Here is a 23,803-nt window from a genome sequence, read left to right on the forward strand (position 1 = left end):
GCACCGACGGCGACGGCGATACCTACGACCACGACGACCTCCATGTCCGTGTCGCCGGCGGGAATGCCGGGACACGTATATGAGGCACTGACGTCGTCAAAGGATTCGCCTCACCGACGAGAAATCCGAACAGGCTGATCATCTTGGTCGGGCGGGACTTCGTCGTTCCTGATCGCTCGTGGCGCAGTGCCTCGCGGTAGGCGGCTACCGCGCCGTCGCGGTCGCCGAGCCAGGCGAGCGCGTGGCCGAGGTGGATCGGCACGAGCGGATCTTCGGGGTCGGCGTTCAGCGCCGCCCGCGCGGCCTCGGCGGCCGGGCGGCTCACGTCGTCCCCATCGTCTTCCTCCACGCCGTTGAGCGGCGGGCCTTCCAGGTCGTAGTCCCAGCCGGAGCTCAACTGGTTCTCCACGTCGGTGCAGAGGCGCAGCTCGAACGACGCGATCAGCGAGCGGCCCATCGCCACCGCCGCAGGATCGGCGTGCTCGGCGGCGTTGTAGCAGGCGCGCGCCTCGGCGAGCAGCGCACCGATCTCGTCGGTGCCATGGTCGTCCCAGAAGCGGTAGGCGCACTGGGCGAGGAGATCGAGGGCGCGTTCCACGGTCATCCGGGAAGCCTGCTACATCCGGAACATGCCTGTATTACTCCACGCCTTGACTCGCCACCTCTCCGCCTGAGCCAAGAACGAAGAAACGCCCTCTACCTGACCTGCCCGCGTTCGTCCCTCCATCGCCCGGGAGAGGAGGCAGGGCTTTCACGGCGAGGGGCTTGCACCGCACCCTGCGGCAGGTCCGGGTTGGCCCGCAGCACCGCCATATCGACATCCGCGCCATGGCTGGCGGCGCCTCTGCGGTCGTTCCCGCGCTGCGGGAGCGTTCATACATCGGTCACGAGCGCGGCGGTGTCAGGCGCGGGCCGCGGTAGGGCAGGGTGGCGCTGTAGACCACGTTGGTGGTGGTGCTGCCGAACGCGGCGAGTTCGTTGACGACCTGTTCGAGGTGCGCCATCGACGTTGCGGCCACTTTCAGTACGTAACAGTCGTCTCCGGTGGTGCGCAGGCACTCCAGGATCTCCGACCGTCGCTCCAGTAGCCGGTGCAGCGGTGCGTGCCGGCTGCCGGGGTACTTCAGCCGGACCACCGAGAGCACGGCGAAGCCCGCCTTGGGCAGGTCGACCTCGGCACGGTACCCGCTGATCACACCGCTCGCCTCCAGTCGCCGCACCCGTTCGCTGGTGGCCGAGGCGCTCAGCTTGACCCGGCGGCTGAGCTCCGTGATGGGCAGGCGGCCGTCACCCTGCAACTCGGTCAGGATGGACCAATCGACAGCGTCAAGATTTTCGGCCATAAGGGTAATCTACCGGTGTATTCACGGCGAAAGCCGGGAAAAGCCGGGAACACGGTCTTCACTGGCCAGATCCGCCGCCGTTAGCATGGAACCCGTGCAAATGGGTGTGAACGTACCGAACTTCGCCCCGGGAACCGACCCCGACGTGCTGCGACGGTGGGCGCAGACGGTCGAGGGCCTCGGCTTCGACCTGCTGATGGTCTCCGATCACATCGCGGTGACCCCGGACGTGGCCGAGAAGTATCCGGCGCCGTTTTACGAGCCGTTCACCACGCTGTCCTGGCTGGCCGGGGTGACCCACCGGGTCCGGCTGGGCACCACGGTGCTCATCGTCCCGTACCGGCACCCGCTGCTCACCGCCCGCATGGCAGCGAACCTCAACCGGCTCAGCGGCGGCCGGCTCATCCTCGGCGTCGGCGTCGGCTGGGCCCGGCAGGAGTTCGAGGCGCTTGGCGTGCCGTTCCGGCGGCGCGGCGCGCTGACCGATGAGTACCTGCACATCATGCGCGATGCCTGGCGAAACACCGATGACTACGACACGGCGGCGATCCCGATCTGGGTCGGCGGCAACAGCGACGCCGGCATGCGTCGGGCGACGCTGCTCGGTGACGCCTGGCACCCACTGCGGACTACGCCCGGATGGCTGGCGGACGCAGCCGGGCGGCTGAAGGTCATCGCCGACGAACTGGGTCGCCCGGTGCCGGCTTTTACGCCGCGCATCAAACTCTGGGAGACCCGAGAACCGGTCACCGCCCCGGACCGGCTCGCCGGTGTCGGCACCATCGACCAGATCCTCGCCGACATCGACCACATCCGTCTGCTCGGCGCGGAGACGGTGGTGCTTGACCCGTTCAACGGGGACCCTGCCGAGATCCGCCGGCCCGAACGCGCCTGGCAGACCCTTGCGGCCGTGGCCGCTTACCACAAATCCCAGGAGGACCGATGACCCCCGACGACGAGAAGTTCCTCCGCCGTGCCGTGGAACTCGCCAGCATGGCCGGGGCGTCCGGCGAACGGCCCTTCGGCTCGTTGCTGGTCGGCGCGGACGGCACTGTCCTGATCGAGGACCACAACACCGTGGTTTCCGACTCGGACATCACCGCCCACCCGGAACTGAAGCTGGCCCGCTGGGCCGCTCGGGAACTCGCCCCCGACGTGGCGGCCGCCACCACCATGTTCACCAGTTGTCAACCGTGCCCGATGTGCGCGATCGCGATCGGCCGGTCAGCCCTCGGCCGGGTGGTGTACGCCCTGTCCGCCGAACAGTTCGAGGAGGTCAAGCCGGTCACCCCGCCGCTGCCCCCGGTACGGTACGAGGGGCCGGCACTGTTCGACGAGGCACGCCAGCCGATCGACGACTATTACTAGGGCGCACCTGACGGATCTCCGACCGTCGTCGCAGTCGCCCCTGACGGATCTCCGACCGTCGTCGCAGTCGCCCCCGACAAGGACGCGGCGGGCAACGTGATGCCGCGCGCGTTCAGCTGGTCGCTCACCACGGGTGAGACAGCGCCCACTCACTCGGCCGGGCCCGCACCAGCCACCGCGCCCGCCTGACTGGAATTGGCCACCAGGGTCAGCCGCTGCTTCGGGTTGGACGTTCGATGCGCTTGGTGTCACGAGGTCACGCAGAAATTTTGCGTAGAACGCTATGCTCCGGACCGTCTTCGGCCGATTATGTGACGTGTGATCGTGCGTACGTGGCGGGGATGGACCCGCTCGTCTCAGGCAGCCGCCTACGAGGAGTACCTGCTGCGGACCGGGTTCCAGGGGTATACCGGCACTCCGGGGAATCTGGGGGCCCACTTCACGCGGAGGGAGGCCGGGGGCGACAGGACCGAGTTCTTCCTGATCTCGCTCTGGGAGTCGTGGGAGGCGATCAAGGCGTTCGCGGGGGATGACCCCTCGCAGGCCGTGTTCTATCCCTCCGACGACGAGTTCCTTGTGGACAGGCAGACCACGGTGGAGCACTTCGAGGTGTTCGCGAGCAGCCCTTAGCTTGCGATGCAAGCAGGGCGGGGTATCGGCGCAGGCGAGTGCGGATAGCGCCCGATGTTATGGCGTATCGCCATGTAATAGATTGTAACGTAATGTGACCATTGCGCTACGGCGGGTCGTGTTCGTCGGGAGCGGCCACCGCCTTCATCTTCGGTGTTGAGAAGAGTGCCTTGCCGAAAATTACATGCGCCCAGGTCATGACCGTGTGAGAACTTCGCTTGGCGGCGCGAGCTCCGGCCGCCCAGAAGACGGAACGCGTACGGCAGGACGATCAGCCGTGCTCCTTCGCCCGGTCTGCCTCACCGTCACGAACACGTTGGACGAGACCGGCTTGGCGGCGTCCTTCACGAGTGCTCACATGCCGCTTGACCTGGATGGAAGGAATTTTTCGGCAGGCGCACTGCCGCCGATTCGGCTGCACGACCCACGACACTGCGCGGCCACGCTCGCCTACGCCGTCGGCGCCGACAAGAAAAATGGTGTCCTCGATGTTGCGTCACAGTTCGCCCAATTTGATCGAGAACACGTATACGACGGTGCTTCCGGCACTGGCGCACGCGCCCGCCGCGATTGTCCCGAGGGCGGTCTCCCAGACTGGCGGTCTCCCCTCGGTCTCCCAAGAGGGTTCCGGCGGCCCTGCGGATTCCGGGGGAGGGCAAAGTGCCAGGTCAGAAGGGTTAATAGTGGTAGGGCGCCCGGGGCTCGAACCCGGAACCTACGGATTAAAAGTCGCAGTTTTCAATGTCGCCCACTATCGGATCGTGTCCTATTGTGTCACGGTGTCACGGGTTGTTCTTGCTAGAAATGCCCAGGAATGCCGCCCGGTGTTATGCCGTATCAGGTGCCGATGAGCATCCAACGAGCATGTGAATGCGGATCCATGACCGTCCGTCATAGCCCGTGGGGAGCCCTTGACTGTTCGATCCGTTCCGCTCTGACCGTATTTAGTCTTCGCCTGCGGTAGGTGCCATACGGTTCTCGTTCCGGCGTAGAGAGATGGATGGTGAACGCGGCGCCGCGAGATCCTGCGCCGACTGCAACTCCTCATCCGCCCCGGCCACCATCTTGCGCTGGCATCAGGGCGGCGATCCGGCTGCGCGCCGTCGTCGCGGGCATCGCCTGCGTGGTCGTCACCCCGCGTGTGCGGGGAGCACTTCATAACCGCGACACCGAAGGTGTCAACACCAAAACGAAAATGATCAGGAGGCAAATGTACGGCCGAGCCAGCTTTGCGCTCCTCCACAACCGAATCTCGCTCGGATAACTACAATCCGTCACCACCGAAAGTGAGCCAGGGTCTGCTGAAGCCCTGACCCGCACCCCGGCGCAGGTTGCAGGTAGAGACGATGTGCCTGTAACAGATGTTCAATACCTTGAGATTCAGGTAATCGTCGTTGTCCCGGCGGAGCCCGAGGCTCCGGGTGAGACTGGCCACGCGGGGGAAGGCATCCAGGGGGTCGGGACCCAGCGCGATAGTGGCGGCCGATAGCGCGTTGCGCTTGCGGTGCAGGTCATCCACCTGTGCCTGCGTACCAGCTGTGCCAATCTGGCGGCCGTACTCGTCGGACAGGGTTCGCAGCCTGTGAACAAGGAGCTCCATTTCCGCTTCTGGTGGCCTGGCGTCGATGGCGGCCAAGGCGGCCTCGGTGAGGGGGGCGCGCACGTCGGCGGTGGACAGGCCGATGGTGATGAACATCCGCAGCATCCTGGGCACCTGCTCTGGTCCTGAGTGGTCGACGATGTCGCGGATCTGCGGTGCCCGGTCAGGAGTTCCCGCATGTCCGCGTACGGCAGCCGGACGGCGCCCTGACGCGCAGGTCGGGACGGGCGTATCCGGATGGGCGTCCACACCAGGTTCATCCAGGTGTCGTCGGTCTCGATGCCGGTGACCGCCTCGGCGAGGGTGGAGGACGCGGTCTTCCATGAAGCGCGCCAGTGCCCGTCATCGATCCCCAGGGACCTGCTCCATCGGCGGGCGTCGTCGAGGCCCTCGTGGTCGTCACGCATGCCGGCGGGGTCGAAGGTCACGGCGATCACCGAAGCAGCGGCGTAGGAGGGCTCACGTTCGTGCCGGCGCACCAGGTCAGGTTGAGCCCCTCGCTGGAGCCGCAGGCGTCGAGCAGGACGTCATCGCGCGCGCCGATGGTGCTGTCCGGTTCCAGCACGATGATCCATTCGCCTTGCCTGCGCAGCAGGACCACCGGTTCCGGCTCCCCGGCCAACCGGAGCGCCAGTTGGCCTTTCGAACAAAGGTGCCAAAACCCAGTCTGATGAGCAACCACGGGGTGGATGGCATCCCTTGACCGTTCGTACCTTGCGTTCGACTGGCTAACTGACGATGCCTTCATCCGTTCCGCGGCTTCGTGCCGAGCCCGGGGCGGCTCGCCCACGGTGTGGCAGCCCTGTGTGACCGTGGAGGTCATCGCGAATCGTCAGCCTGGTGGCGCGTGGATGGGCAGCCTGGCGACGTGCCGCACGGGCCGGGCGTGAGCCGTCAGGAGGTGGGCCGGATGCAGGAGTGCTGCGCCTCGAACCAGTCGGTGGCGATGTCGGTTCCCGTGAAGCGTCCGATCAGTGTCAAGGCCGAGCTTACGCTCTCCTCCCGGTCGACGCGATCGTCGAAGACGTCGTCCGCGCTGATCTGGAAGGGCAGCCCGTCCATCAGGTGATCGAGCGCGTGCGGGTCGTCGCCGAAACGCGACTCCGGCCAGGTGGGACTGAAGGAGGTCACCAGACGCCCTCCGCGGGCATAGTGGAAATAGGTTTTGTTGCTGATGTCCATGCTGAGGCCGAATGCCTCGCGGCCGCCCGCGGTGATGGACATCAGGCGCTCGCGGTCGGCGGATGCGGGCACGATGCCGACCCAGTCCCCGACTTCGGCGACTAAGCGGGATCCATCGTCGATGTTCCGGTCGAGGATGTCACTCAAATGGCACGGGGTGCGGGTGGAGAGGTCCAGTTGGTAAATCGGGGCGAGGGTGTCGAGGTCCGCGCCCTTGATCCAGACGGCGCCGAATCCCAGCGCCCACAGGTCCATGTCGCCGTCGAGCCCTTCGGTGAAGAGGGTCGAGGCCAGAAGGTCGTACAAGTAGGTCGGTGACTGCATGGCCGTCCCTCGAAGGCGGGGGCATCCCGCGAGGGCCCCCTCGCAGAGAATCTTACGCCGTCGTGGGCCAGAACCGCAGCTTCAGCAGGGTGAAGCTAACGATGTCCGGCGTGAACTCGTCGTGCCCGAGGGATTTCCGGTGGACTGCGACATTCCAAATTGTGCCCCTACGGCCAAGGTCGAATGCTGCGCCGTATGACGTTCCACCGGAATAGCCACTAACGGTAACGACCCTTCCTGAGGTCAGGAGCACACTTCCGGTCCAGGTCCTGTCCCAGGAGGTGAGCGGGGGAGGCGACCCATCCCAGAGCTCGTATTTGAGGAGGCATCGCTCACTGTCGTCCTCGTTGATGGATATCCCGTTATCGACGGTGGCGATCCACTCTTCTGCGTCGGCATGGATGTCCGCGAGCACCCATTCCATGTCGGGGTCCACGACCCCTTCTAGATACTTCTGGATCTCGCGTTGATCAAGCATTTCGCTGATAATTCGCGCCATGGAACGTCCTGACATTCGGCTCTGTATCGCGTGCGTGTGGAGCCGGGCTGTCCGTCTGGTATGGCGGTGCAGCCCGGCTCGGGGATTACGAGCTAATCAAGCAGGTCTACCCAGAACTTGTCGTAGTTTATCATCCGATTGTTGTCGTACCATGCGTTGATCACCGTTCCGTGTGATCGATTCGCCGACTGGTCCACCCATTGAACGGAGAAGTTGAAGAAAGGAGTGGCACGCTGGGCGCCTTCCAGGGTTGAGGCGAACGGGAACTCGTCGCAATCCATCCCCTTCTTCTTGTCGTCTGCGAGTTCGAGGTCGCAGACGGTCTTTGCGGTACTTCGACTGCCGTTTTGGATGGGTTCGTACCCATGACGGCGCAGCGGTCTGAGTTCGCTGCCGCCCTTAATGTCCTTGATTCCCTGCAGGTCCGGAAAAGACGCGCCACCCGGCTCGGGGGTGGTCTCCTGGGGTCGCGTGAGGGCCTTTTTGATGTGATCGTACATTTCCTTGTACGGCACACCGGTACTGCTGACGTCGTCCCTGCCCATCGTGAATGCCGGAACGACGTTTGATACGACGCAGCCTCCGCCCTTGTGCCAGCGCTGCATGGGTGATGCATCGCAGCGGAACGTACTCAGCGATGAGTACGAGGTGGCGGTCTCGGTGAAGTCGATCGGGTGCTTCGTGATCACGGCGTAATTCATGGTGCACTCGCTGGTCAGGTGATAACCCATGCCAGGACCCGAGGTGAAGAGTTGCGTCTCATGCCACTCGGTTCCGGACTCCCGCTTCCACTGGTCAATGGTCTTGAAGGTGGATGTCCCGTTGCCACCGGAAACTCGAGGGCAGTTTCCTGTCTTTGCGCGCGGCGTCATGGAGAACGCGACATAGGTGCTGCCGATGTCGCCCTCGACCCTGGTGATGTAGTGGTGTTGGCGCACGTAGAATTCGCGCCGGTTGAGCTTACCCTCCAGATAGGTCATTACGTTGCCTGTGAGCGTCCCGATCTTACGGCCGACCTTCCATACGCCGAGGTCGAGATATTCCTCCCAGAACACCACCTTATAGCTGGAGTATCGACAGTGGTTAAACCGGTTCAGGCTCCACGCGTAAGGCGCGTCGCCGGAAGCTGTTTCCCGCTGGCATTGGGCCAGGGTCGGAGTGGGTACCACGCCCTGTGGTGCGGCACGGAGGATTCGCTTGATTTCATCCGCCGACATCCGACGGCCCTGTGCTTGCGCGGCGGTGGTCTGAAGCGACGCCCGGGAAGTGTCGATGCCGAGTGAGCGCCATTCGGTCCAGCCGCCGGTGCTGCCTGCACCAGTAAGACGCGCGCGCCATCTCAACTCCAGCCCAGCGCGTAGCTTACCTTTAGGGACCTGCAACGTCACTCGGGAGTCGTCGGGCTTGGCGGTGGCATGGCCAGCCCAGATCAGCCGCTTGTCCGTGGTCACCTTGTCCGCCTTGACGGACTTGGTGGGTATGCCTGCGATCTCCACTTCCACCTTCGCCTCGCCGTCGCGCCCAGCGGGGAGCCAGGTGGTCAGGCGGGGGGTGAGGCTGGAGGCGACGGTGACACCGTGCACAGTGCGGCTGTCGTCCACCGTTAGCTTCGCGATCCCGGTGTTGGGGCTGGCGGCGATACCGGTGCCCAGCCTCTGTGCTGCGCTGCTCGCCGGCGCGGCGGCGCCGACAGGGGTGTTCATGTCGGTCTGGATTTCGGTGGCGGTTTGGACGCGGTTGTAGATGCGTACGTCGTCGATCAGGCCGCTGTAGTACTCGTCGTCCAGGAGGTTGTTGCCGCCGAGGCGGAGGACACCGCCGGTGTCGGCGAGGTTGCCGGTCATTGGTGTCTGGTCGATCTGGGTGCCGTTGAGGTACAGGGTGATGATGGTGCCGTTGTAGGTGACGGCCAGGTGGCTCCATTGGTTGAGCGATAGCGGATCGTCGCCCACCACCGTCTTGAGAGTGGTGGCGTTTTCCAGCCAGCCCAGGGGATCGCCACCATAGGACGCGTACAGCCCGTAGGAGAGGCCGCTGGCGTTTTCTTTCGCCAGTACGGTGCGCCAGCCGTCCACGGCCGCCGGTTGGACCCACGCGGAGAACGTGAGTGTGTTGGTCAGGCGCAGCGACTGGGCGTGCGCGACGGTGACCCAGCTGGAGGTGCCGTTGAAGGACAGGGCCTTGCCGTGTTTGCCGTTGGCCCAGGCGGTGTCGGTGGCGGCGCCGGTGTTGTGCTGTCCGGAGGAGTCACCCACGGTGGTGCCCGTGCCTTCGTCCATGCCATAGGCGGCTACCAGTCCCGGGTTCGCAGGCGGGGTCGTGACGGTAGCGGAGATCTCGTTGGAGGATGGGCTGAGGTTGCCGGCCGCGTCGGCGGCGCGCACCCGGTAGTAGTACGTCCCCGCCGCCAGGCCCGCGTCGGTGAATGTGGTGGTCGGCGATGTGCCGATCTGGTTGGCGGCCGATGGGGTGAATGCCGGGGTCGTGGAGCGGTAGATGGTGTAGGCGGTCACGCCCGCGTTGTCGGTCGAGGCCGTCCAGGTGAGCTGCGCGTTGCCGGGGCCGCCGGTCGCGGCGAGCGAGCCGGGTGCGGTCGGTGCCTGGGTGTCCGGCGGTGCCACCTGACCGATCGGGGTGGTCATGTCGGTCTGGATCTCGGCGGTGCTCTGGGCGCGGTTGTAGATGCGCACCTCGTCGATCAGGCCGTTGAAGTACTCCTTCCAGACGGTGTTGCCGCCGATCCGCAGCGGGTTGCCGTCGTCGTACAGGCTGCCGCTGAGCGCGGTCTGGCCGGCCTGCTGGCCGTTGACGAACAACCGCAGGGTGGCGCCGTCGTAGGTGAGCGCAAGGTGGCTCCAGGTGTTCACCGTCAACGGTGCGGTTCCCGCGGCCATCGCGGGGGTCTCAGGATCGGTTTGCACCCAGCCGGACGGAAGAGCATCCCCGTTGGCGGCGTACAGGGCATAGGAGGCCCCTTCACCGGTCAGCTCCTTGGTCACCACGCTCTTCCACGGGGTGCCGGTCACCGTGACCGGATTGACCCACGCCGACAGCGTCATCCCGGTCGTCAGGCGCAACGACGCCGCATGCGCGACCGTGACCATGCTGGGGGAACCGTTGAACGACAGCGCCTTGCCATACTTGCCGTTAGCCCAGGCGATGCTACTGCCCGTGCCGGGATTCTGCCCGGAGGAGTCGGCCACACTCGTGCCCGAGCCCTCATTCATACCGTAGGCAGCCACCAGCCCCGGAACCGGTGGCGGCGTATCCGCGCCCGTGGTGAACGACCAGGTGTAGGGAGCCATGACATTGCCCGACGTATCCTTGGCACCGCTCACCTCGACTTGATATGCGGTCTGTGCCGAGAGCTTAGATGTCGGGGTAAAGGTCCATTCGGCATTGCCGCCACCGCCCTGTAGCGCTCCCTGCACCGGCGTGCCCGCCGGGTTCTTCAGGGTGAGCGCGACCTCCGACACTGCTTCGTTGAACGTCACCTTCACCGCTGCGCTCACCGGCACGTCCGTGGCGTTCCCACCCGGTTCGGTGCCGGTCACAGTCGGTGGTGCGGCGTCGGGCTCTCCAGTCGTGAACGACCACGAATAGGACGCCATTTGGTTGCCGGCCAGGTCCTTGGCCGCGCTGATTTCCGCGGTGTAGGTCGTACTGGTGGCCAAGGGTGCGTCCGGCGTGAAGATCAGCGTGTCGCCTATGTCGTCCATGGCCGCGTTGCCGACAACCGCGGCGCCCTGCGCGTTCTTGACAACGATCTGAGCGTCCGTCACCTCTTCGCTGAAGAACGCTGTGACCGGGTTGTTGACCGAGGCTCCCGACTGCCCATTCGTGGGCTCGGTGCTCAGGACACTTGGCGGTTTGTTGTCCTCAGGCATGGGATTCGGTTCGGGCAGCCCTGGCTCCTCAGTGGGAAGCAAATCAGGGTCGTGGGCGTCCTCCAACTCCTGGTCGGTGAGATCGTCCGGGTAGAACGCGTCCACCAGACGTGTTCTGGCCGAGTCGCCTTTCGCCTGCGCCTCGGCGATCGCCTCTTCGTGGGATCTGGCCTGCGCGGGAGGAAGCTCGTCGAAGTAGACGTTGCCCGATTCCAGCCATGCCTTGTCCTCTGCATAGGAGGTCTCAGGCGGCGTGGTGCCCTCATAAGCGCGGGGCACCACGATGATCCGCTTGACCGCGGGCGTGTATTTGATGACGAGGGCGGGTGGGTGGCGGTAGCCCGGATAGGGGTCGCCGCCGCCGAATTCGCTGGAGTAGTACTGGCGCCAGTTGATGGTGGCGGTTTCGCTGGCGGCTTTCAGGACCATCCCGTGGTTGGCCTCGCCTTCTTCGATCCACTCGCGGGTCATGGCGGTGACCTCGTAGAAGAGTTCCTCGTCCTTGGCGCACCAGCTAGCGGGGTCGGCGTCGTAGTTGTAGCCTGCCCGGTTCACCTCCTCGGGGGCGGTGTCCGAGGGCTGGTTGTTCCAGTCCAGGCTGTCGAGGTCCCAGTCGGTGGTGACGCGCGCGGCCCGGATGCCGGTGCCGCCCATCGGGTCCCCGCACAGTTGTCCGTTGGGGCCGCCGGACTTGTAGTTCCACATCCGCAGGTCCGCGTCCTGGACGGTGGCGCCCTGCAGCACCGGGTCGGTGGTGTCGAACTTCAAGTACACACGGGCGACGTCCGCGCTGGTGGAGGTGGTGCCCGCGCGCAGGTACCCGGCCGCGGCGTTGTTGTTGTAGGCGTCGTTCCTGCTGACCCAGGCATCATCGGGTTCCCCGCCGCCGAACCATGTGGAGTCGGCGGCGACGGTCACCGGGTAGGTCACCGCGGGGTCGGCCAGAAACGTCTCATCGGGAGTGAACACCAGCTCCGAGGCCTTGCCGGTGGTCTCCACGCGCGCCTTGACGGAGGAGGTCCTGCCCTGTTCGGGGGCGGCTTCGACCTTGGCGTCCGTCGCGGTCAGCACGGTCGCCGTAATAGGCGATGTCGGTCACGCCAGCCAGCCTGCTGATCCGGGCGACGGATGCCTCGAAGGCGTGCCCGCCGCCGAACGCCACATATCCGACCTGCCCGCAGCGGTGCTCCAGCAGCGTGCTGAGAGTGGTGAAAGTGTCGCTGTTCTCGATCACCAGGACGACGCCGCCCGCACTGACACGTTCGTACGCCAAAGGCGGAGGGATGCGCTCGGTGGCCAGAGTATCCAGGGTGAGGCGGCCGGGTGCGAACAAGGTGGTGGCCGTGAGCGCGTCGAGCCGCTTCTCGTCACCGAAGATCTCCAGGGAGCGCTCGCGCATCGGGACGACGATCCGCCGTTCGTCGTCCCCGTCGGTGTCGCGCAACCACCGGTTGACCGTCTTGAGGACATCGAGTTGCGCCGAGGACAGGGAGTCCGCGTCGGCCCACGCGAGCTCATGACGCCAGACTGCCGGCGACGGCGTGCGAGAGTGCCGGATGTCCTGCTTCGGCTGCGGCGGCAGACGGAGCCAGCGCGGGAGCGGTGGGAGCGCGTCATCCCACCCGTTGCGGCCTCGCGGCAATTCTGCAAGGTGATGGTCAGCGAGCTCATCCAAGAGTGCGGACAGGACGGGGCGGCCTTGGGTGGTCCCCGCCGTTCCAGGGCAGGCGGTCACGAAAGCCGCGAGGATCCCTGCCTGCTCGACACGGCGCTCCGCCATCGCGTTCAGGGTGGCCGACAGAATAGCCGCCGATTGCGAGAGTGGCCGCGCGTCGGCCTCCTCGCCGTCGATCACTGGTCGTCGCCTTCCTGCTGGGTTTCGTCGTCGGTTTCGTGCTCGCGCGGTTTCACCAGCAGCCGCGCGGCGGAGATCCGGCCGGTGACGTGCAAGTGCCCTATTCCCGTACGCTGGTCCGCCTCGTTTCGCAGTCGAATACACAGCGGGAAGGTAGCCAGGACTCGGTCTTCCATGTTCCCTGTCGTATAGAGCAACTGGACGCCGAGCGCCCTGGCCATGTTCATCTGCAGGCTCAGCAGGTAGTCGGCGCTGGCCTTGCCGATCGGGTTGTCCAGGATCAGCATCCCGCCCAACCGGCTGCCGGTGCGGGCTCCCGTCCGTGTGCTGCTGCGCAGGGCGGCCAGCGTGCAGTACAGCATGATCGCGCCGGTGAGCTCCTGCCCGCCGGAGAAGATCTTGCCCATCTCGCTGATTGACGCGTACTCGGCACGGCCCGCGGCGTCGGGCTTGAGGATCTCCACTTTGAAGTCACGCGGCACCGCGGCCCCGACGCAGCGCAGCACGAGGTCTCGGCCTGCCTGGTTCGGCTGACTGCGAGCGTTCTCGTCCAGGGCTTCGGCGATCCGCACGACTAGAGTCTGCGGTTCCGGCTTGGCGAAGCCGATTTTCAGAATTCGGCGACCGGCCCATACTCCGGCGCTCTCGGGCAGCCGCGATAGCCGCTCAGCCTTCTCCAGCAGAGCCAGCGCCTCGCTGGTGTGATGCTTCAGCTGGTCGATGAGCAGTTTCCGATGGCGGTCCGAGTCTTCCAGATCGGTGGTCAGGCTTGCCGCCCGCCCGGTGAGCTCGGCTGCCCATTCGCCGGCGCGTACGGTCAGCGATGCCTTATCGATCTCGGTGACTTGCTTGTAGATCGGTGCCTTGAGCTTGCCGAACCGGTTTTGGTTGGCGGTTTCACGGAAGTCGATGACGGCGTCGTCCACGGCTCGGTCCACATCCCGAAGGCAATCGGACGCTTTGCTGTACGCCTCGGTTGCCCTATCCGCGGCCTGCTGCGCCTCGTCGGCGGTTCCCGCGAACGATCCTGAGACGGGCGGGAGATCCAGCTTGCGGACGGCGGAAGCGAGGCCGCGCTGGACGACGGCCATCTCGCGGGCCGCGGCCTCAGCGCGATGGAGCTTGCGCTCAGCTGTCAGCTTCAGCTCGGACGCCGCCTTGAGCAGCTCGTCGGCCTCGGCGAGTACGCCGGTGGCACGTTCAGTGAGAGACACGCCTTCGTCGGAGCCCGATGGCGCCCAGTCGTCGTCGAGACTGGTCCACGGCGCTCCGTTGCGCTGGCCTGCCGAGGAGGTCTCAGCCTGCAGGTGGATAACCTGCTCGTTCAGCTTGCCGTACTCGGCCTGCAGAGCTGTCACCGCGCGATCGAGTCTCCTCTTCGCGGCCTCGAGAGACGCGGAGCTTCCCGCGTCCGGGGACACGGCCAGCGCTTCGGCTCGAGCCCGGATGGCAGTTGGTTCATCGAGCAGCTCCGCCTCGAGAGAGGAGGTTTCCCGCTGCGCGTCATCGACGCGCTGCCGCAGATCCTGACCCACCTCCACAGCGATGAAGGCGGCTGCAGCCTGCTCGTAGGAGATCTCCAGCGCGGCGAGATCGGCTTCGTCCGGGACCTGGCCGAACGGCTCGTTGCCGTATACGACCTTCTTGAGCCGGTCGGAGTACGCGGCGGCGTCGCGGCGGAACGACTCGGCTTGCACCGCGTATTCGGTGGCTCGGTCACGCGACCGCTCGGCTTCCTCACGGAACTCCTGGGCCGCCTCACGATGTCCTGCGGCCTCTGCTTCGAGCTTGGCGATCTCCAGACGATTCTTGCCGGCTGCGGTGTCCTCTGCCGCGAGCCGCTCGAAGGAGTCTGCGGTACGGACGTCATCCGTAGCGGCCTTTTCGGCCTCCGCCACCACCTGGGCGTGCTGGTCGAGAGCGTCAGCGGCTCGTGCGTGCCTGTCGCGGGCAGCGTCGAGCAGGGACTTGGCCTCGGCTGCGGCGACCGACGCCGCTTGTGCCGCCGAGCGCAAGCGCTCCGCGTCACCTGCCGGATGTTCGCGAAGCCACTCACCGAGCCGGTGGTTGAGCCCAAATGCCGCTTTCCGGAGCTCAGCGAGTTGGTGGAGCGTGGAGGCGCGGCCCTGGATACGGGCCTGTGCCTGCTCACGCAGCGCGGCGGCGGCCTCTGGATCGTGCAATGCGGGTGTCGGCTCTACGACGAACCCGATGCCCTCCTCTGTACTCCCCTCGAACAACGCGTTGGTGGCGACAAGCACCGCTGCCGGCGGCAGCGGGCGCGCCTCGGTGAGCACCGCCCGCGCCTTGTCCAGGGTCAGCTGGTCAGCCACGACAATGCCGTCGACCAGAGCGGGGTGGGCTTGGATGATTTCGGCATGCAGGCGAGGATTGACCAGTTGCTCCAGCGCTCGCCAGCCCGCTGTCGCGGCGATCTCATGGTCGGCCAGTACCCGCAACAGGTCCTCGACCGCCTGGCGCGGCGGCATGAGCGCTTCGTCCTCGGCGATCAGCGCTTCGATCAGCCGCTGGTCCGCCTTGTTGTCCGCGGTCAGCGTGTCCAGCCGGTCCTCGGTCGATTTGTGCGTCGCGGTGGCCAGGTTACCGAGCGCGGTGGCGTTCGTCTCCAGCCACAGGGTGGGGTCGCCGCCAGGAACCTCCTCGTCGTTACCGAGTTCGGCGAGTTCACGCAACAACGTCGCCGCGGTGAGCTCTCCTGCCACACCTTCCATGCCCTCGACCGCCCGGACCGCGGCCTCGACTGCCTGGCGCGCCTCCATCTCGGGCTCGATCAGCCGGCGCGCGGTCTCCTCGAGGGCGCGGATCTCCAGCTTGAGCTGCTTGTCGGCTTCACTATGCCGCGCTGCCCTGGCCGTGCTCTCCTTTGCTTTGGCGCGTAGTCGGGCATCGGCTTCACGGACGCTCTCGCCTTCCTCCAAGATGCCCTGCTCCCGCGGCCTCCACGCGGCGATCCACCTCCTCGACCTGCCTGGCCAGCAGTTCGGCGCGGACGGTGTTCGAGGTGGCCTGCCGTTCATCGTCGCCCGCGCGGCGGTCTGCTATTGCCGCGTCCGCCTTGTCCTTCGCACTCTTGCCTGCCAGGTCGTCCCCCTGCGCGGTGCAACGCTGTGCGGCACGGTGAAGGGCGCTTCCGAATGTGGCTCCGGCTCGGTCGCGGCGGAGTCGTGCGGCTCCCGCGGCCTGCTCGGCGGCATCCAGCAGTTCGCTTGCGACCTTGTACTTCTCGCGTGCGGTGGCAGCCTTCAGCAGCTTGGGGACCAGCGTCCAAGCGGCCAGTTCGGTGCGGTCGTCAGCAAGCTGCCGTTCGACCTCCTGAGCCTTGACGTGCGCTTCGTCACGGCGTAGGGCCAGGGTCCTGCGCCGCACTTCCTTGTGGATCAGGACGGCCTGGTCGCGAGCCTGCTGCCGTATCTCGGCGTTCTGCTTCGCGGTCTTCACATCTGCCTGGTGGGCGGACAGCGCGTCCTCGGCGCGCTGGACGGTCTCCTTTAGCTCAGCCGCGAGCCGTGCCAGGGCCGCTGCGGAGGTTTGGGCCTCCTTGGCCGCCGCGACCTGCTCGGCACACCGGGCGGCGAGGCAATGCGCAACTGCCGCTGTAGCGGTGGAGAAGTCGCGGTCCAGCAGCAGCTGCTCGCGTCGTCCGATGTTGCCGGAGTATTTGGCGAAGGCGTTGCCCAGCTCGGTGTAGTTCTCCGCGTCCAGCGCCTTGCTCAGCAGCCACTCGACGAACTGGCGGCCGGTGGTGGTCTTGAACGCCTCGGCCGCGTCGCCCTCGTCGACGTTCATCGCCTGCTGCACCGCGAACAGGTCTGGTTCCAGGCCGAGCCGACGCAGATGGTTTTCCCATTCGCCCTGCCGCTTCTCGATCTCTACATGCAGCGACTTGTCGGCAGCGTCCAGTCGCTTGAGCGCGTCGTGGAAGGCGTTCATCGGGTTCCGCCGCCGGCCTTCGGCAAATGGCAGGCTGGCTAGGGTCGTGTCGTCGCCGGGGTTAAAGGAGTAGAACAGCCGGTCGAGCTTGTCGTCCGCGAGAGGGGACAGCGCCTGGCCGGTCACCAGCGTCTCACCGGTGCGGACATTCACCCATTCCAGCACCACGTGGGAGGGCGCTGCCGCCGACACCACGTAGGCGCGCAACGCCTCACGACCCTTACGGGACTGGCGTTCGGGAAGCACTGTGGACAGCAGCATCCTGATGAACACGGACTTGCCGCCGCCGTTCTCCAGCACCAGCAAGGTTGCCGGAGCCGGGCGCCGGAACAGCTGTCCGGGCGACGGGATCAGGGTACGGGCCGCGATCGGCGGACCGCCGTCGGACAGGTCCAGCACAACATCGTCGTAGCGGGCGCTGCTCGGGCCGATGTTGTAGAGACGGACACGGTTCAGCTCATACATCGCTAGCCTCCTGACTCGGTCGAAGCGGGGGCCCCGTCGCCCGGGCTGTTGAATGTTGGCTTGCCGTCCAGACCGACGGCGATCCCAAGAGCAGCCAGTTCGCCGAGCATCTGCTGCCCGGCCAGTTCTCGTACCTGGATCTGGTACCGGGCCGTGGTGGTGTAGGTGCCGCCGTTCTCGTTGCCAGCGCGCCGTAGCATGCCGTTGTCGGCCAGGTACTCGGCGACGCGCTTGGTGATCGCGTGCCTGCTCTTGGAATGGGCTCGAGCGTCTCCGGTGGGAGCCACCGGGTTGCGCCGCTGGTGGTAGCGCCACAGCTGTACGAGATCCGGCTGACCGGCTGGGACCCCGTCATCCTCGCCGGTCGCGGCCGTCCGGTGTTCCAGCTCTTTGGCCGCCTGCTCGACCATCTCATCGACGTGACGGATCGTGACCCGGCCGACATGGGCCTCGTCATCGAGATCTTCTGGCCGGTAGTAGGCGAGCGCGGCGATGGCCAGGTGCGCCAGCGCCGCGATCGGGCGATCGGCGACCTGCTTGATGTGGTCGGCGACGCTGGCGGCGAACTGCGTCTCAGGCGTAGTCCCGAACACGAGCCCGGCCCGTGGGTCGACCGCGATGACAGTCAGGTCGAAGCCGCGCGCAGCAGCGTGCACCAGTCGGGCGAACGCGGCGTCCACACGGTAGCGGCCCACCAGCGTGGCGTACTCGGCATTGCGCCGGGGCGTCAGCCCGGACTGAAATCCGAAGGCGAGCAGCCTGCAGGCCGCAGCCAGGTCCTCGAAGTCGCTCATGCTTCTCCCTCCAGACCGTTCACGATCGGGCCACGTACAACCAGCAGGTCATTTCCGGCGAAGACCTCGTCGTCCGCCAGCGCGGTCAGCGTCGTACGACGCTCGGCGTCGTGGCGTGGCGCCCCGAACAGACCCAGCACCTGCAAAGCCAGCAACTGGTCGATATTGCAGGAACCGGGACGGCGCGTCTCCTTCAGCAGTGCGGACAGCCGGATGCCGTCGGCACGTGCCAGCAGCGATTCGACGGCCGCGTACTGGTCGTCGGAGAACATCGGGACGTCCTCGGCTCCGCCGAACTCTGGCTCGATGATTAGGCCGTCTTCGCTGTCCTGCTCGTCGGGTAACGTCATCAGACCCGTGATCAAGTCCGGGAGGTAGACAACCGCGGGCCTACGCGGTGGCGTTGCCGCGCTGGCAAATCCCTCCAGCAGCGGAAAGGCCTGCCGTACTGACAGCTCTAGGACCGGGTCCAGCAGTTGGTGTGCGAGATCGACGTAAGACCGGCTCGGCGGCGGTACGAAGATCTGCCGCTCCTGTTCCGCGCGAAACCTCTCACCTACCTCCTGGAGGTCGCCTGCAACGTCGCATGCCTGCGCAGGCACTTCTCGAGGATCGCGATCAGCTCGGCGGCCTGAGTCGGTGTGGCATCCTCCGTGCTGTTGTCCATCATCCGGACCAGATTGTCCTTGATGACGCTCTCGGCGTTGATGCGGTCCTCGATGTGCTCCAGCGCCTCCGTCTGGATCCGCCGGACGTCACGGACCCAGTCCACCGAACGCACGTCCCTGCGCATCCCCTCCAGCCGAGTACGGATGTATTCGGCATACTGCACCGTGCGGCGCAACGCCATCTCCGCTGCGCGGTGGGCGTCGGCCAGCCGTCCGCGCCTCACGAGCGCCTCCAGCTTGGCGTCCGCCGCGACCTGCTCGGAAGCGATGTCGATGTCCACCGCGCCGACCAGCATCGCGATCGCTTCGTTGGAAGCACGAAGTCGTGGCCGTCCGTCGGGGCCGACGACTTCGCGCAATAGCTTGAAGGAGAACTCGTGTGAGACGTACGTGCCGTCCAATACGAGGCCATACATGTGGCTGAAGTCGCGATCAACCGTGCCGACGTTCACTAGGTTGTCCAAGATCCAGCGCGCCACATCGGTGTGTTCGTCGAGGCCGCGGGCGGGCATCTGGAGCTCCGCTACCCGTATCACCGCCGTCACGACGTCTTCGTGGCGGGCGCCGTCTTCGAAGTCCATCTTCAGCGTGACGGTGTCGATGGCTGTGAGCGCCAGCTCCTCCATCTGGTACCCGCCCCAGTCCCGCGACGTGAGCAGAGGTTTGCGGCGTTCCAGGTCGAGGACCGGATCGGCGACGGCCAGCGCCTTCACCCGCGTGGCCAGACCTAGCGTGTCCCGGCTGGGCCTGTGCGCTTCTGGCATGAGGTTCCCTCTTTCCTCTCCGGTCGGCTATGCCAGCATCTGCAGGCCGCTGGACAGGTCGGCCTGCACCAGCTCGTCGCGTTCTGCCTGGGTCATCCAGCGCGCCGTGGAGCCGGCAGGCCCGTTCTCCACCCACAGGACGTCATCGATGGCTTCGGCAACGGCGTGCAGGTGGCTGATCACCATGACGAGCCGGTCGCCGCCCGCCTGGGAGCGCAGCACGTCCAGCGCCGACTCCAGCGCCGTGGTGTCGAGGGTCGCGAAACCTTCGTCGAGGAAGAGCGATCCCAGTCTCGGGCCGCTGCGTGAGTGCAGTTCGGCGAGCGCCAGCGCGAGAGCGAGCGAGGCCAGGAACTTCTCCCCGCCGGATAGCCGGTTGGGGTGGTGGACGACGCCGGAGCCCCTGCTGATGATGTCGAACCCATCAGCGAAGCCGAACCGCTGGTCGGTCAGCTGTCCGAGCAGGTCACTCGCCACGCCTAGCAGGGCACGTGTGCGCAGCATGGTGAGGTGGCCGAGAAACTTGGCGTCGACGAGTTCTTTGCGCAGCACTTCCAGCGAGTCGAAGCGGGCTTCGCCTGCGGCGATGGCAGCGTCCAGGTCGGCTGCGGGAGCGATCAGGCCTTCCGCGCCGTGTTGCTCTCTACGCCATCCTTCTGCCTCCGCGCCAGCTTTCGCCGCTGCGGCTACGAGAGGGTGCAGCAGGTGGGGGGCCATCAGGTCGCCGGGCTGGAAGCCGTCGACGTCGGCGACCTCGGCGGCGTTCTCCCGCAGGCCGACCAGCGCGACGTCGGCTCGGGCCGTACCGATGGCGGACGCCTGGTCGAGCTCGGCACCGAGTGCTTCAGTGATCTTCGACAGTTCGGTGGCGAAGAGACGAATTGCGGCTATCCCGGAGTCGACGGGAGCCTGCGGTGCGTGGTGTCGGCCTTGGACGCCGAGGTGGTTGATCGCCTGCTTGACGGCCTGCGCCCAGTCGCTCAGGGCTGCACACAGCTTGTCCAGCGGCTGTTCCACAGCGGTGCGCGCCTCCTGGTCCAGTGCGCGCTGCTGGGTGAGGACCTCGGTCTTCTCTGCTCGCGCGGCTTCAAGCTGCTCGACAAGGCGCTGGATCTCGGCCAGGTGGGTCGCAACAGCGGCAGCCGCTGCTGCCGCGGCGTCTGCCCGGACTTCGATCGCTTCCTCAGGCAGCATCGCTTGGACGTGTACCGGCAGTGTCTGCGCGTCGGCGGCAAGACGGCCCACAGCGCCCAAGTGCCGGTCGGAGGCGGTGTTGGCGTCGTCGATCGCCTGCTCGTGCCCGCTCTTTCGGCTTTCGAGCGCTTTTCCGTCGGCTTCGAGCCTTGCGGTATATCCGAGGACTTCGGCCCGCTTCCGGTCGGTGGCGGCGATGGCCTCCAGTTCGCACACTGTGATCATTTCGATGATCGTCGTGGTGTGCTGTTGCTCATCGGCGGCTGTCAGCCTTTCAGTGGCGGACTCGGCGTCGAAGTCTCCCTCGGCCTCCATAACGAGAACCGCGAAGCCCTTCAGGGCGTCCGTCGCCTTCGCCTGAGCCTCCTGGGCGTCATGCAAAGCACGCTGGTGATCCCCTTCACGGTCGAGTTCGGCCTGGTCGGCCATGATCACGGCTGCACGGGCTTGGGCCAACCGTCCGGAGATCTCGTCCTGCGCGACTTCGGCCTCGCGCAGTCGCTCCTTGGCGTCGTGCAACTCCGTGGTGTAGCTCTCGGATGCGGACGTGAAGTCGGCAGGGATGGTCTGGTTGCACACAGGACAGCCGTCGCCGGGGTGCAGTTCGGCAGCGATCCCGGCTGCCTTGTCGCGGAGAAGGAGCGCATCGAGCTGCGCCGCAGCGATTGTGACGCGTTCCTTGACGGCGAGGGTCTCTCCTTCCAGGACTCCGACGTTGTGGCGGGCGGTCTGGCAGGTGCCTGCGGCGGTGGCGTACTCGAGCGCGGTATCGGCGGTGGCGCGGTCCGCCGTGGCAGCGGCGGCCACCAGGGGCCGGGCCGTGGCCGCGCTCTTCCGGACCCTCTTGCTCGCTTCCGCGGCATCCTCGGCGGTGCGTATCAGGGGTTCCGCGTTGGCTGCTCGTATGGCCAGGTCCGCATCCGCCGCGGCGATGGCAGCGCCGTCCGCGGCGAGCCGCCTGTTTAGCTCGGTGAGCCGGTCACGCTCACGCCGATGCTCCTCGGCGCGCACCGCGAGGTCTTCCAGAATGACGGCGGACCTGCGGAGCTCTTTGTCGCTGGCGTCGGCGATCGCCTTGGTCACTTGCTCCTCTGCCCGTGCCGCATCGTCGCCGCGCCGGTTCAGAAGATCGCGACGTGCTGCGATGCGGGCGGCGATGGGCTCGATGTCGCGCAGCACGGCATCGGCGTCGGCCACGGCACGTGCCGACAGGTCCTCGGCTACGGTGGTGGCCGTCTCCGCCGCGGTGCGAGCTTGGACGGCTTCGGTCTGCAGAGCCGAGATGCGATCGACGGCGGTGATGAGAAACGCGGCGCGAGCCTCGGCGGCGTCAGCGGCCCCAGCCGCAGCCGTCGCGGCCTGCTGCGGGTCCTCCGGCATGGTGGCGCGCTTGACTTTCGCAGCGCTGATCAGCGATTTGAGCGAGGTGGACCGGCTACCGGCCAGCTTCTGGACGGATTCCAGAGACTCGACGCCGAACAGCTCCCGCAGCCGCTCACTCCGCTCCGTCTGGCCTGCGGTGAGGAGCTGGTCGAACTTGCCCTGCGCGAGCAGGCCGACGCGCATGAAGGTCTTGAATCCCATCTGCAGGATGGCCTTGATGCGGTCGTCGACCTTGACGGCGTTGTCTAGTTCCTCGCCAGAGTCGAGGTTCCTCAGGTGGTGCCGGGCCGCGTTCGGGTTGGTGGCGTGCAGGGTGCGCTGCACGTGCCAGCGCTGTGCGCCCTGCAGGAATGTGAGCTCCACGCTCATGGCCTGGGCACCGTCGGCGATGAGCTGCCGTGCTTCTCTGGTCTCCCAGGAGCTCTTGCGGAACAGCGCATAAGTGACGGCGTCGAGGAGGCTGGTCTTCCCCGCGCCGGTGTCGCCGAGCGCCGCAACCAGGCTCTTGCCGGTGAAGTCGATGGTGACAGGGGCGGGGTAGCTGCGGAATCCGGTCAGAGACAGCTTCTGCAGCCTCATCGGCCAGCCTCCTGCTCGCCCGCGAGCGCGGCAGTCAGCAGCGTCTCCTCGCAACACGGTGCAGGGTCCTCGAGGTCCGGTTCGGCCCGCAACTGGGCGAAGGTCTCCATGGCACGGTCCAGAACCGGGCCGGTAATGCCGCGGCTGGGCAGGTAATCGCGAAGGAGGTCATCGACGCCAGGCAGTTCCTGGACGGTGACCTCGCGGTCCAGGAGACGGCCTACGGACTCGGGACGGCGTTCCTCGATGGCGACGACCGTCGCCGCCGGCAGCATCTTCGCGATGGTATCCGCCAGTGACGAGGTGGGGGCGTCGACGTTCACCACCGCCTTCACCCAGGCGTCGCCGACGCGGCCCGCGCGCTGCTCGATCTCCTCGAGCGTGCCCTCCAGGCGGACCAGGCGGCGGCCGGAGTCGAGCGGCGCGAGTTCGATGCGCGGCGCGTGCCCCGGAGCGATCTCCGCCAGGACGACGCTTTTGATGTCACGGGTTTCGCCGAAGTCCAGCTGCAGAGGGCTGCCCGCGTAGTGGGCGGGGAACCCGGCGCGGGCGACGGGCTGCGGCTTGTGGATGTGGCCGAGGGCACCGTAGTCAACCGCGGGAAGGTCGGCGGTGGCGACCGCGTAGTCGGCGTCGACGGAGAAGCGCCGCTCGGAGTACGAAGGCATGGCGCCTTCGACGAACAGGTGGGCGGCGAAGATCAGGATGTCGCGTGCGGAACGCCCCGCCGCCAGACGGCGGTAGACGTCGGCCTGGACGGCACGCATCCGCCGGGCGTACGCGGCCGTCGCCATGGCGGGGTCGGCGAAGTCGTAGACGAACCTGTTGGGGTGCAGGTACGGAAGCGCGCCCACCCGCAGGGTCAGTTCACCGGCTCCGGCAGGGTACTCGGCCATCAGCAGCCCGTCGGGGCGGGCATCGGTGGCGAATCGCACCTGGACCTGGTCCGCCTCCCGGTGGCCCATGTCGTTGAGGATGAAGTGCAGGAACGCCAGCACGTTGGCGGTGTCGTGGTTGCCCGCCACCACCACCGTCGGTGCGATCGCCTCGAGGCGGCGCAGCGCTTGGGCGGCGCGGCGCATGTCGTCCAGGCTCGGTCGCGGGCTGTCGAACAGGTCGCCGCTGTGCACGATCACGTCGGGGGAGAAGTCGGCGGCGATCTCGATGATCTCGTCCAGGACGGCGTCGAACTCGTTGTCGCGCCGGTGACGGCCGATCTGGCGGCCGAGATGCCAGTCGGAGGTGTGGAACACACGTCCCATCACGGGAGCCTCCAGGGGGAAGAGTCCGTGGGGCAGCGCGAGCAGCGCAGCCACG

18 protein-coding genes are annotated in these 23,803 nt (G+C 66.6%); 3 read left to right on the forward strand and 15 right to left on the reverse strand.

What is annotated here, in order from left to right; translation table 11 throughout:
- Nucleotides 1-22: 22 nt before the first annotated feature.
- Nucleotides 23-598, reverse strand: a complete 576-nt coding sequence (locus ACWD0F_RS06215; protein ID WP_449872837.1) for a hypothetical protein — start codon at nt 596-598, stop codon at nt 23-25.
- A 286-nt stretch (nt 599-884) separates the two neighbouring features.
- Nucleotides 885-1,343, reverse strand: coding sequence for an Lrp/AsnC family transcriptional regulator (locus ACWD0F_RS06220; protein ID WP_449872838.1), 459 nt, complete (start codon nt 1,341-1,343; stop codon nt 885-887).
- On the opposite strand from ACWD0F_RS06220, the gene ACWD0F_RS06225 reads away from it, so the two are divergent.
- The 3 genes from ACWD0F_RS06225 to ACWD0F_RS06235 all read left to right on the forward strand — a co-directional run bounded on the left by ACWD0F_RS06225 (nt 1,309) and on the right by ACWD0F_RS06235 (nt 3,341).
- Entirely contained in the window at nt 1,309-2,289 is a 981-nt protein-coding gene (locus ACWD0F_RS06225; RefSeq protein ID WP_449872839.1) for an LLM class flavin-dependent oxidoreductase, read from the forward strand. The genes ACWD0F_RS06220 and ACWD0F_RS06225 overlap by 35 nt on opposite strands.
- Nucleotides 2,286-2,711, forward strand: coding sequence for a nucleoside deaminase (locus tag ACWD0F_RS06230; RefSeq protein WP_449872840.1), 426 nt, complete (start codon nt 2,286-2,288; stop codon nt 2,709-2,711). Before ACWD0F_RS06225 ends, ACWD0F_RS06230 begins: the two co-directional genes overlap by 4 nt.
- Before the next feature lie 318 nt (nt 2,712-3,029).
- Entirely contained in the window at nt 3,030-3,341 is a 312-nt protein-coding gene (locus tag ACWD0F_RS06235; protein WP_449872841.1) for an antibiotic biosynthesis monooxygenase, read from the forward strand.
- A 1,264-nt stretch (nt 3,342-4,605) separates the two neighbouring features.
- On the opposite strand, the gene ACWD0F_RS06240 is transcribed toward ACWD0F_RS06235, so the two are convergent.
- From ACWD0F_RS06240 to ACWD0F_RS06300, 13 genes are all read right to left on the reverse strand, one after another.
- Entirely contained in the window at nt 4,606-5,037 is a 432-nt protein-coding gene (locus ACWD0F_RS06240) for a hypothetical protein (RefSeq protein ID WP_449872842.1), read from the reverse strand.
- 337 nt (nt 5,038-5,374) lie between these two features.
- On the reverse strand, nt 5,375-5,542 hold the full coding sequence (locus ACWD0F_RS06245) for a hypothetical protein (RefSeq protein ID WP_449872843.1): 168 nt from the start codon (nt 5,540-5,542) through the stop codon (nt 5,375-5,377).
- 293 nt (nt 5,543-5,835) lie between these two features.
- Complete coding sequence (locus ACWD0F_RS06250) at nt 5,836-6,447, reverse strand: DUF6461 domain-containing protein (RefSeq protein ID WP_449872844.1); 612 nt, start codon at nt 6,445-6,447, stop codon at nt 5,836-5,838.
- Between the two features lie 52 nt (nt 6,448-6,499).
- Nucleotides 6,500-6,946: a hypothetical protein gene (locus tag ACWD0F_RS06255; protein WP_449872845.1), complete on the reverse strand. Its 447-nt coding sequence runs from the start codon at nt 6,944-6,946 to the stop codon at nt 6,500-6,502.
- Between the two features lie 92 nt (nt 6,947-7,038).
- Nucleotides 7,039-11,904 (reverse strand): LamG-like jellyroll fold domain-containing protein, encoded by a 4,866-nt coding sequence (locus ACWD0F_RS06260; RefSeq protein ID WP_449872846.1) that lies wholly within the window; start codon nt 11,902-11,904, stop codon nt 7,039-7,041.
- Nucleotides 11,786-12,688 carry a hypothetical protein gene (locus tag ACWD0F_RS06265; protein WP_449872847.1) on the reverse strand — a complete coding sequence of 301 codons (903 nt, stop codon included), beginning with the start codon at nt 12,686-12,688 and terminating at the stop codon, nt 11,786-11,788. Before ACWD0F_RS06265 ends, ACWD0F_RS06260 begins: the two co-directional genes overlap by 119 nt.
- Complete coding sequence (locus ACWD0F_RS06270; protein WP_449872848.1) at nt 12,685-15,627, reverse strand: hypothetical protein; 2,943 nt, start codon at nt 15,625-15,627, stop codon at nt 12,685-12,687. The genes ACWD0F_RS06265 and ACWD0F_RS06270 overlap by 4 nt, the downstream gene beginning before the upstream one ends.
- Nucleotides 15,602-17,104, reverse strand: a complete 1,503-nt coding sequence (locus ACWD0F_RS06275) for a hypothetical protein (RefSeq protein WP_449872849.1) — start codon at nt 17,102-17,104, stop codon at nt 15,602-15,604. Before ACWD0F_RS06275 ends, ACWD0F_RS06270 begins: the two co-directional genes overlap by 26 nt.
- Nucleotides 17,105-17,106: 2 nt before the next feature.
- Nucleotides 17,107-17,898 carry a hypothetical protein gene (locus ACWD0F_RS06280; protein WP_449872850.1) on the reverse strand — a complete coding sequence of 264 codons (792 nt, stop codon included), beginning with the start codon at nt 17,896-17,898 and terminating at the stop codon, nt 17,107-17,109.
- Nucleotides 17,895-18,248, reverse strand: a complete 354-nt coding sequence (locus ACWD0F_RS06285) for a hypothetical protein (RefSeq protein WP_449872851.1) — start codon at nt 18,246-18,248, stop codon at nt 17,895-17,897. Before ACWD0F_RS06285 ends, ACWD0F_RS06280 begins: the two co-directional genes overlap by 4 nt.
- 206 nt (nt 18,249-18,454) lie before the next feature.
- Nucleotides 18,455-19,330 (reverse strand): hypothetical protein, encoded by an 876-nt coding sequence (locus tag ACWD0F_RS06290; RefSeq protein ID WP_449872852.1) that lies wholly within the window; start codon nt 19,328-19,330, stop codon nt 18,455-18,457.
- Nucleotides 19,331-19,357: 27 nt separating this feature from the next.
- Nucleotides 19,358-22,486 (reverse strand): AAA family ATPase, encoded by a 3,129-nt coding sequence (locus ACWD0F_RS06295; RefSeq protein WP_449872853.1) that lies wholly within the window; start codon nt 22,484-22,486, stop codon nt 19,358-19,360.
- Nucleotides 22,483-23,748 carry a metallophosphoesterase family protein gene (locus tag ACWD0F_RS06300; RefSeq protein ID WP_449872854.1) on the reverse strand — a complete coding sequence of 422 codons (1,266 nt, stop codon included), beginning with the start codon at nt 23,746-23,748 and terminating at the stop codon, nt 22,483-22,485. Before ACWD0F_RS06300 ends, ACWD0F_RS06295 begins: the two co-directional genes overlap by 4 nt.
- Nucleotides 23,749-23,803: the final 55 nt, after the last annotated feature.

The organism is Nonomuraea sp. NPDC002799, assembly GCF_053592075.1.

Excerpts from the sequence above, each read along its gene's own strand:
- ACWD0F_RS06230 (WP_449872840.1), top strand. The coding sequence starts at position 2,286 with ATGACCCCCGACGACGAGAAGTTCCTCCGCCGTGCCGTGGAACTCGCC.
- ACWD0F_RS06295 (WP_449872853.1), bottom strand. The coding sequence starts at position 22,486 with ATGAGGCTGCAGAAGCTGTCTCTGACCGGATTCCGCAGCTACCCCGCC.
- ACWD0F_RS06255 (WP_449872845.1), bottom strand. The coding sequence starts at position 6,946 with ATGGCGCGAATTATCAGCGAAATGCTTGATCAACGCGAGATCCAGAAG.
- ACWD0F_RS06290 (WP_449872852.1), bottom strand. The coding sequence starts at position 19,330 with ATGCCAGAAGCGCACAGGCCCAGCCGGGACACGCTAGGTCTGGCCACG.
- ACWD0F_RS06250 (WP_449872844.1), bottom strand. The coding sequence starts at position 6,447 with ATGCAGTCACCGACCTACTTGTACGACCTTCTGGCCTCGACCCTCTTC.
- ACWD0F_RS06240 (WP_449872842.1), bottom strand. The coding sequence starts at position 5,037 with ATGTTCATCACCATCGGCCTGTCCACCGCCGACGTGCGCGCCCCCCTC.
- ACWD0F_RS06220 (WP_449872838.1), bottom strand. The coding sequence starts at position 1,343 with ATGGCCGAAAATCTTGACGCTGTCGATTGGTCCATCCTGACCGAGTTG.
- ACWD0F_RS06280 (WP_449872850.1), bottom strand. The coding sequence starts at position 17,898 with ATGAGCGACTTCGAGGACCTGGCTGCGGCCTGCAGGCTGCTCGCCTTC.
- ACWD0F_RS06275 (WP_449872849.1), bottom strand. The coding sequence starts at position 17,104 with ATGTATGAGCTGAACCGTGTCCGTCTCTACAACATCGGCCCGAGCAGC.
- ACWD0F_RS06225 (WP_449872839.1), top strand. The coding sequence starts at position 1,309 with ATGGACCAATCGACAGCGTCAAGATTTTCGGCCATAAGGGTAATCTAC.
- ACWD0F_RS06285 (WP_449872851.1), bottom strand. The coding sequence starts at position 18,248 with ATGACGTTACCCGACGAGCAGGACAGCGAAGACGGCCTAATCATCGAG.
- ACWD0F_RS06300 (WP_449872854.1), bottom strand. The coding sequence starts at position 23,748 with ATGGGACGTGTGTTCCACACCTCCGACTGGCATCTCGGCCGCCAGATC.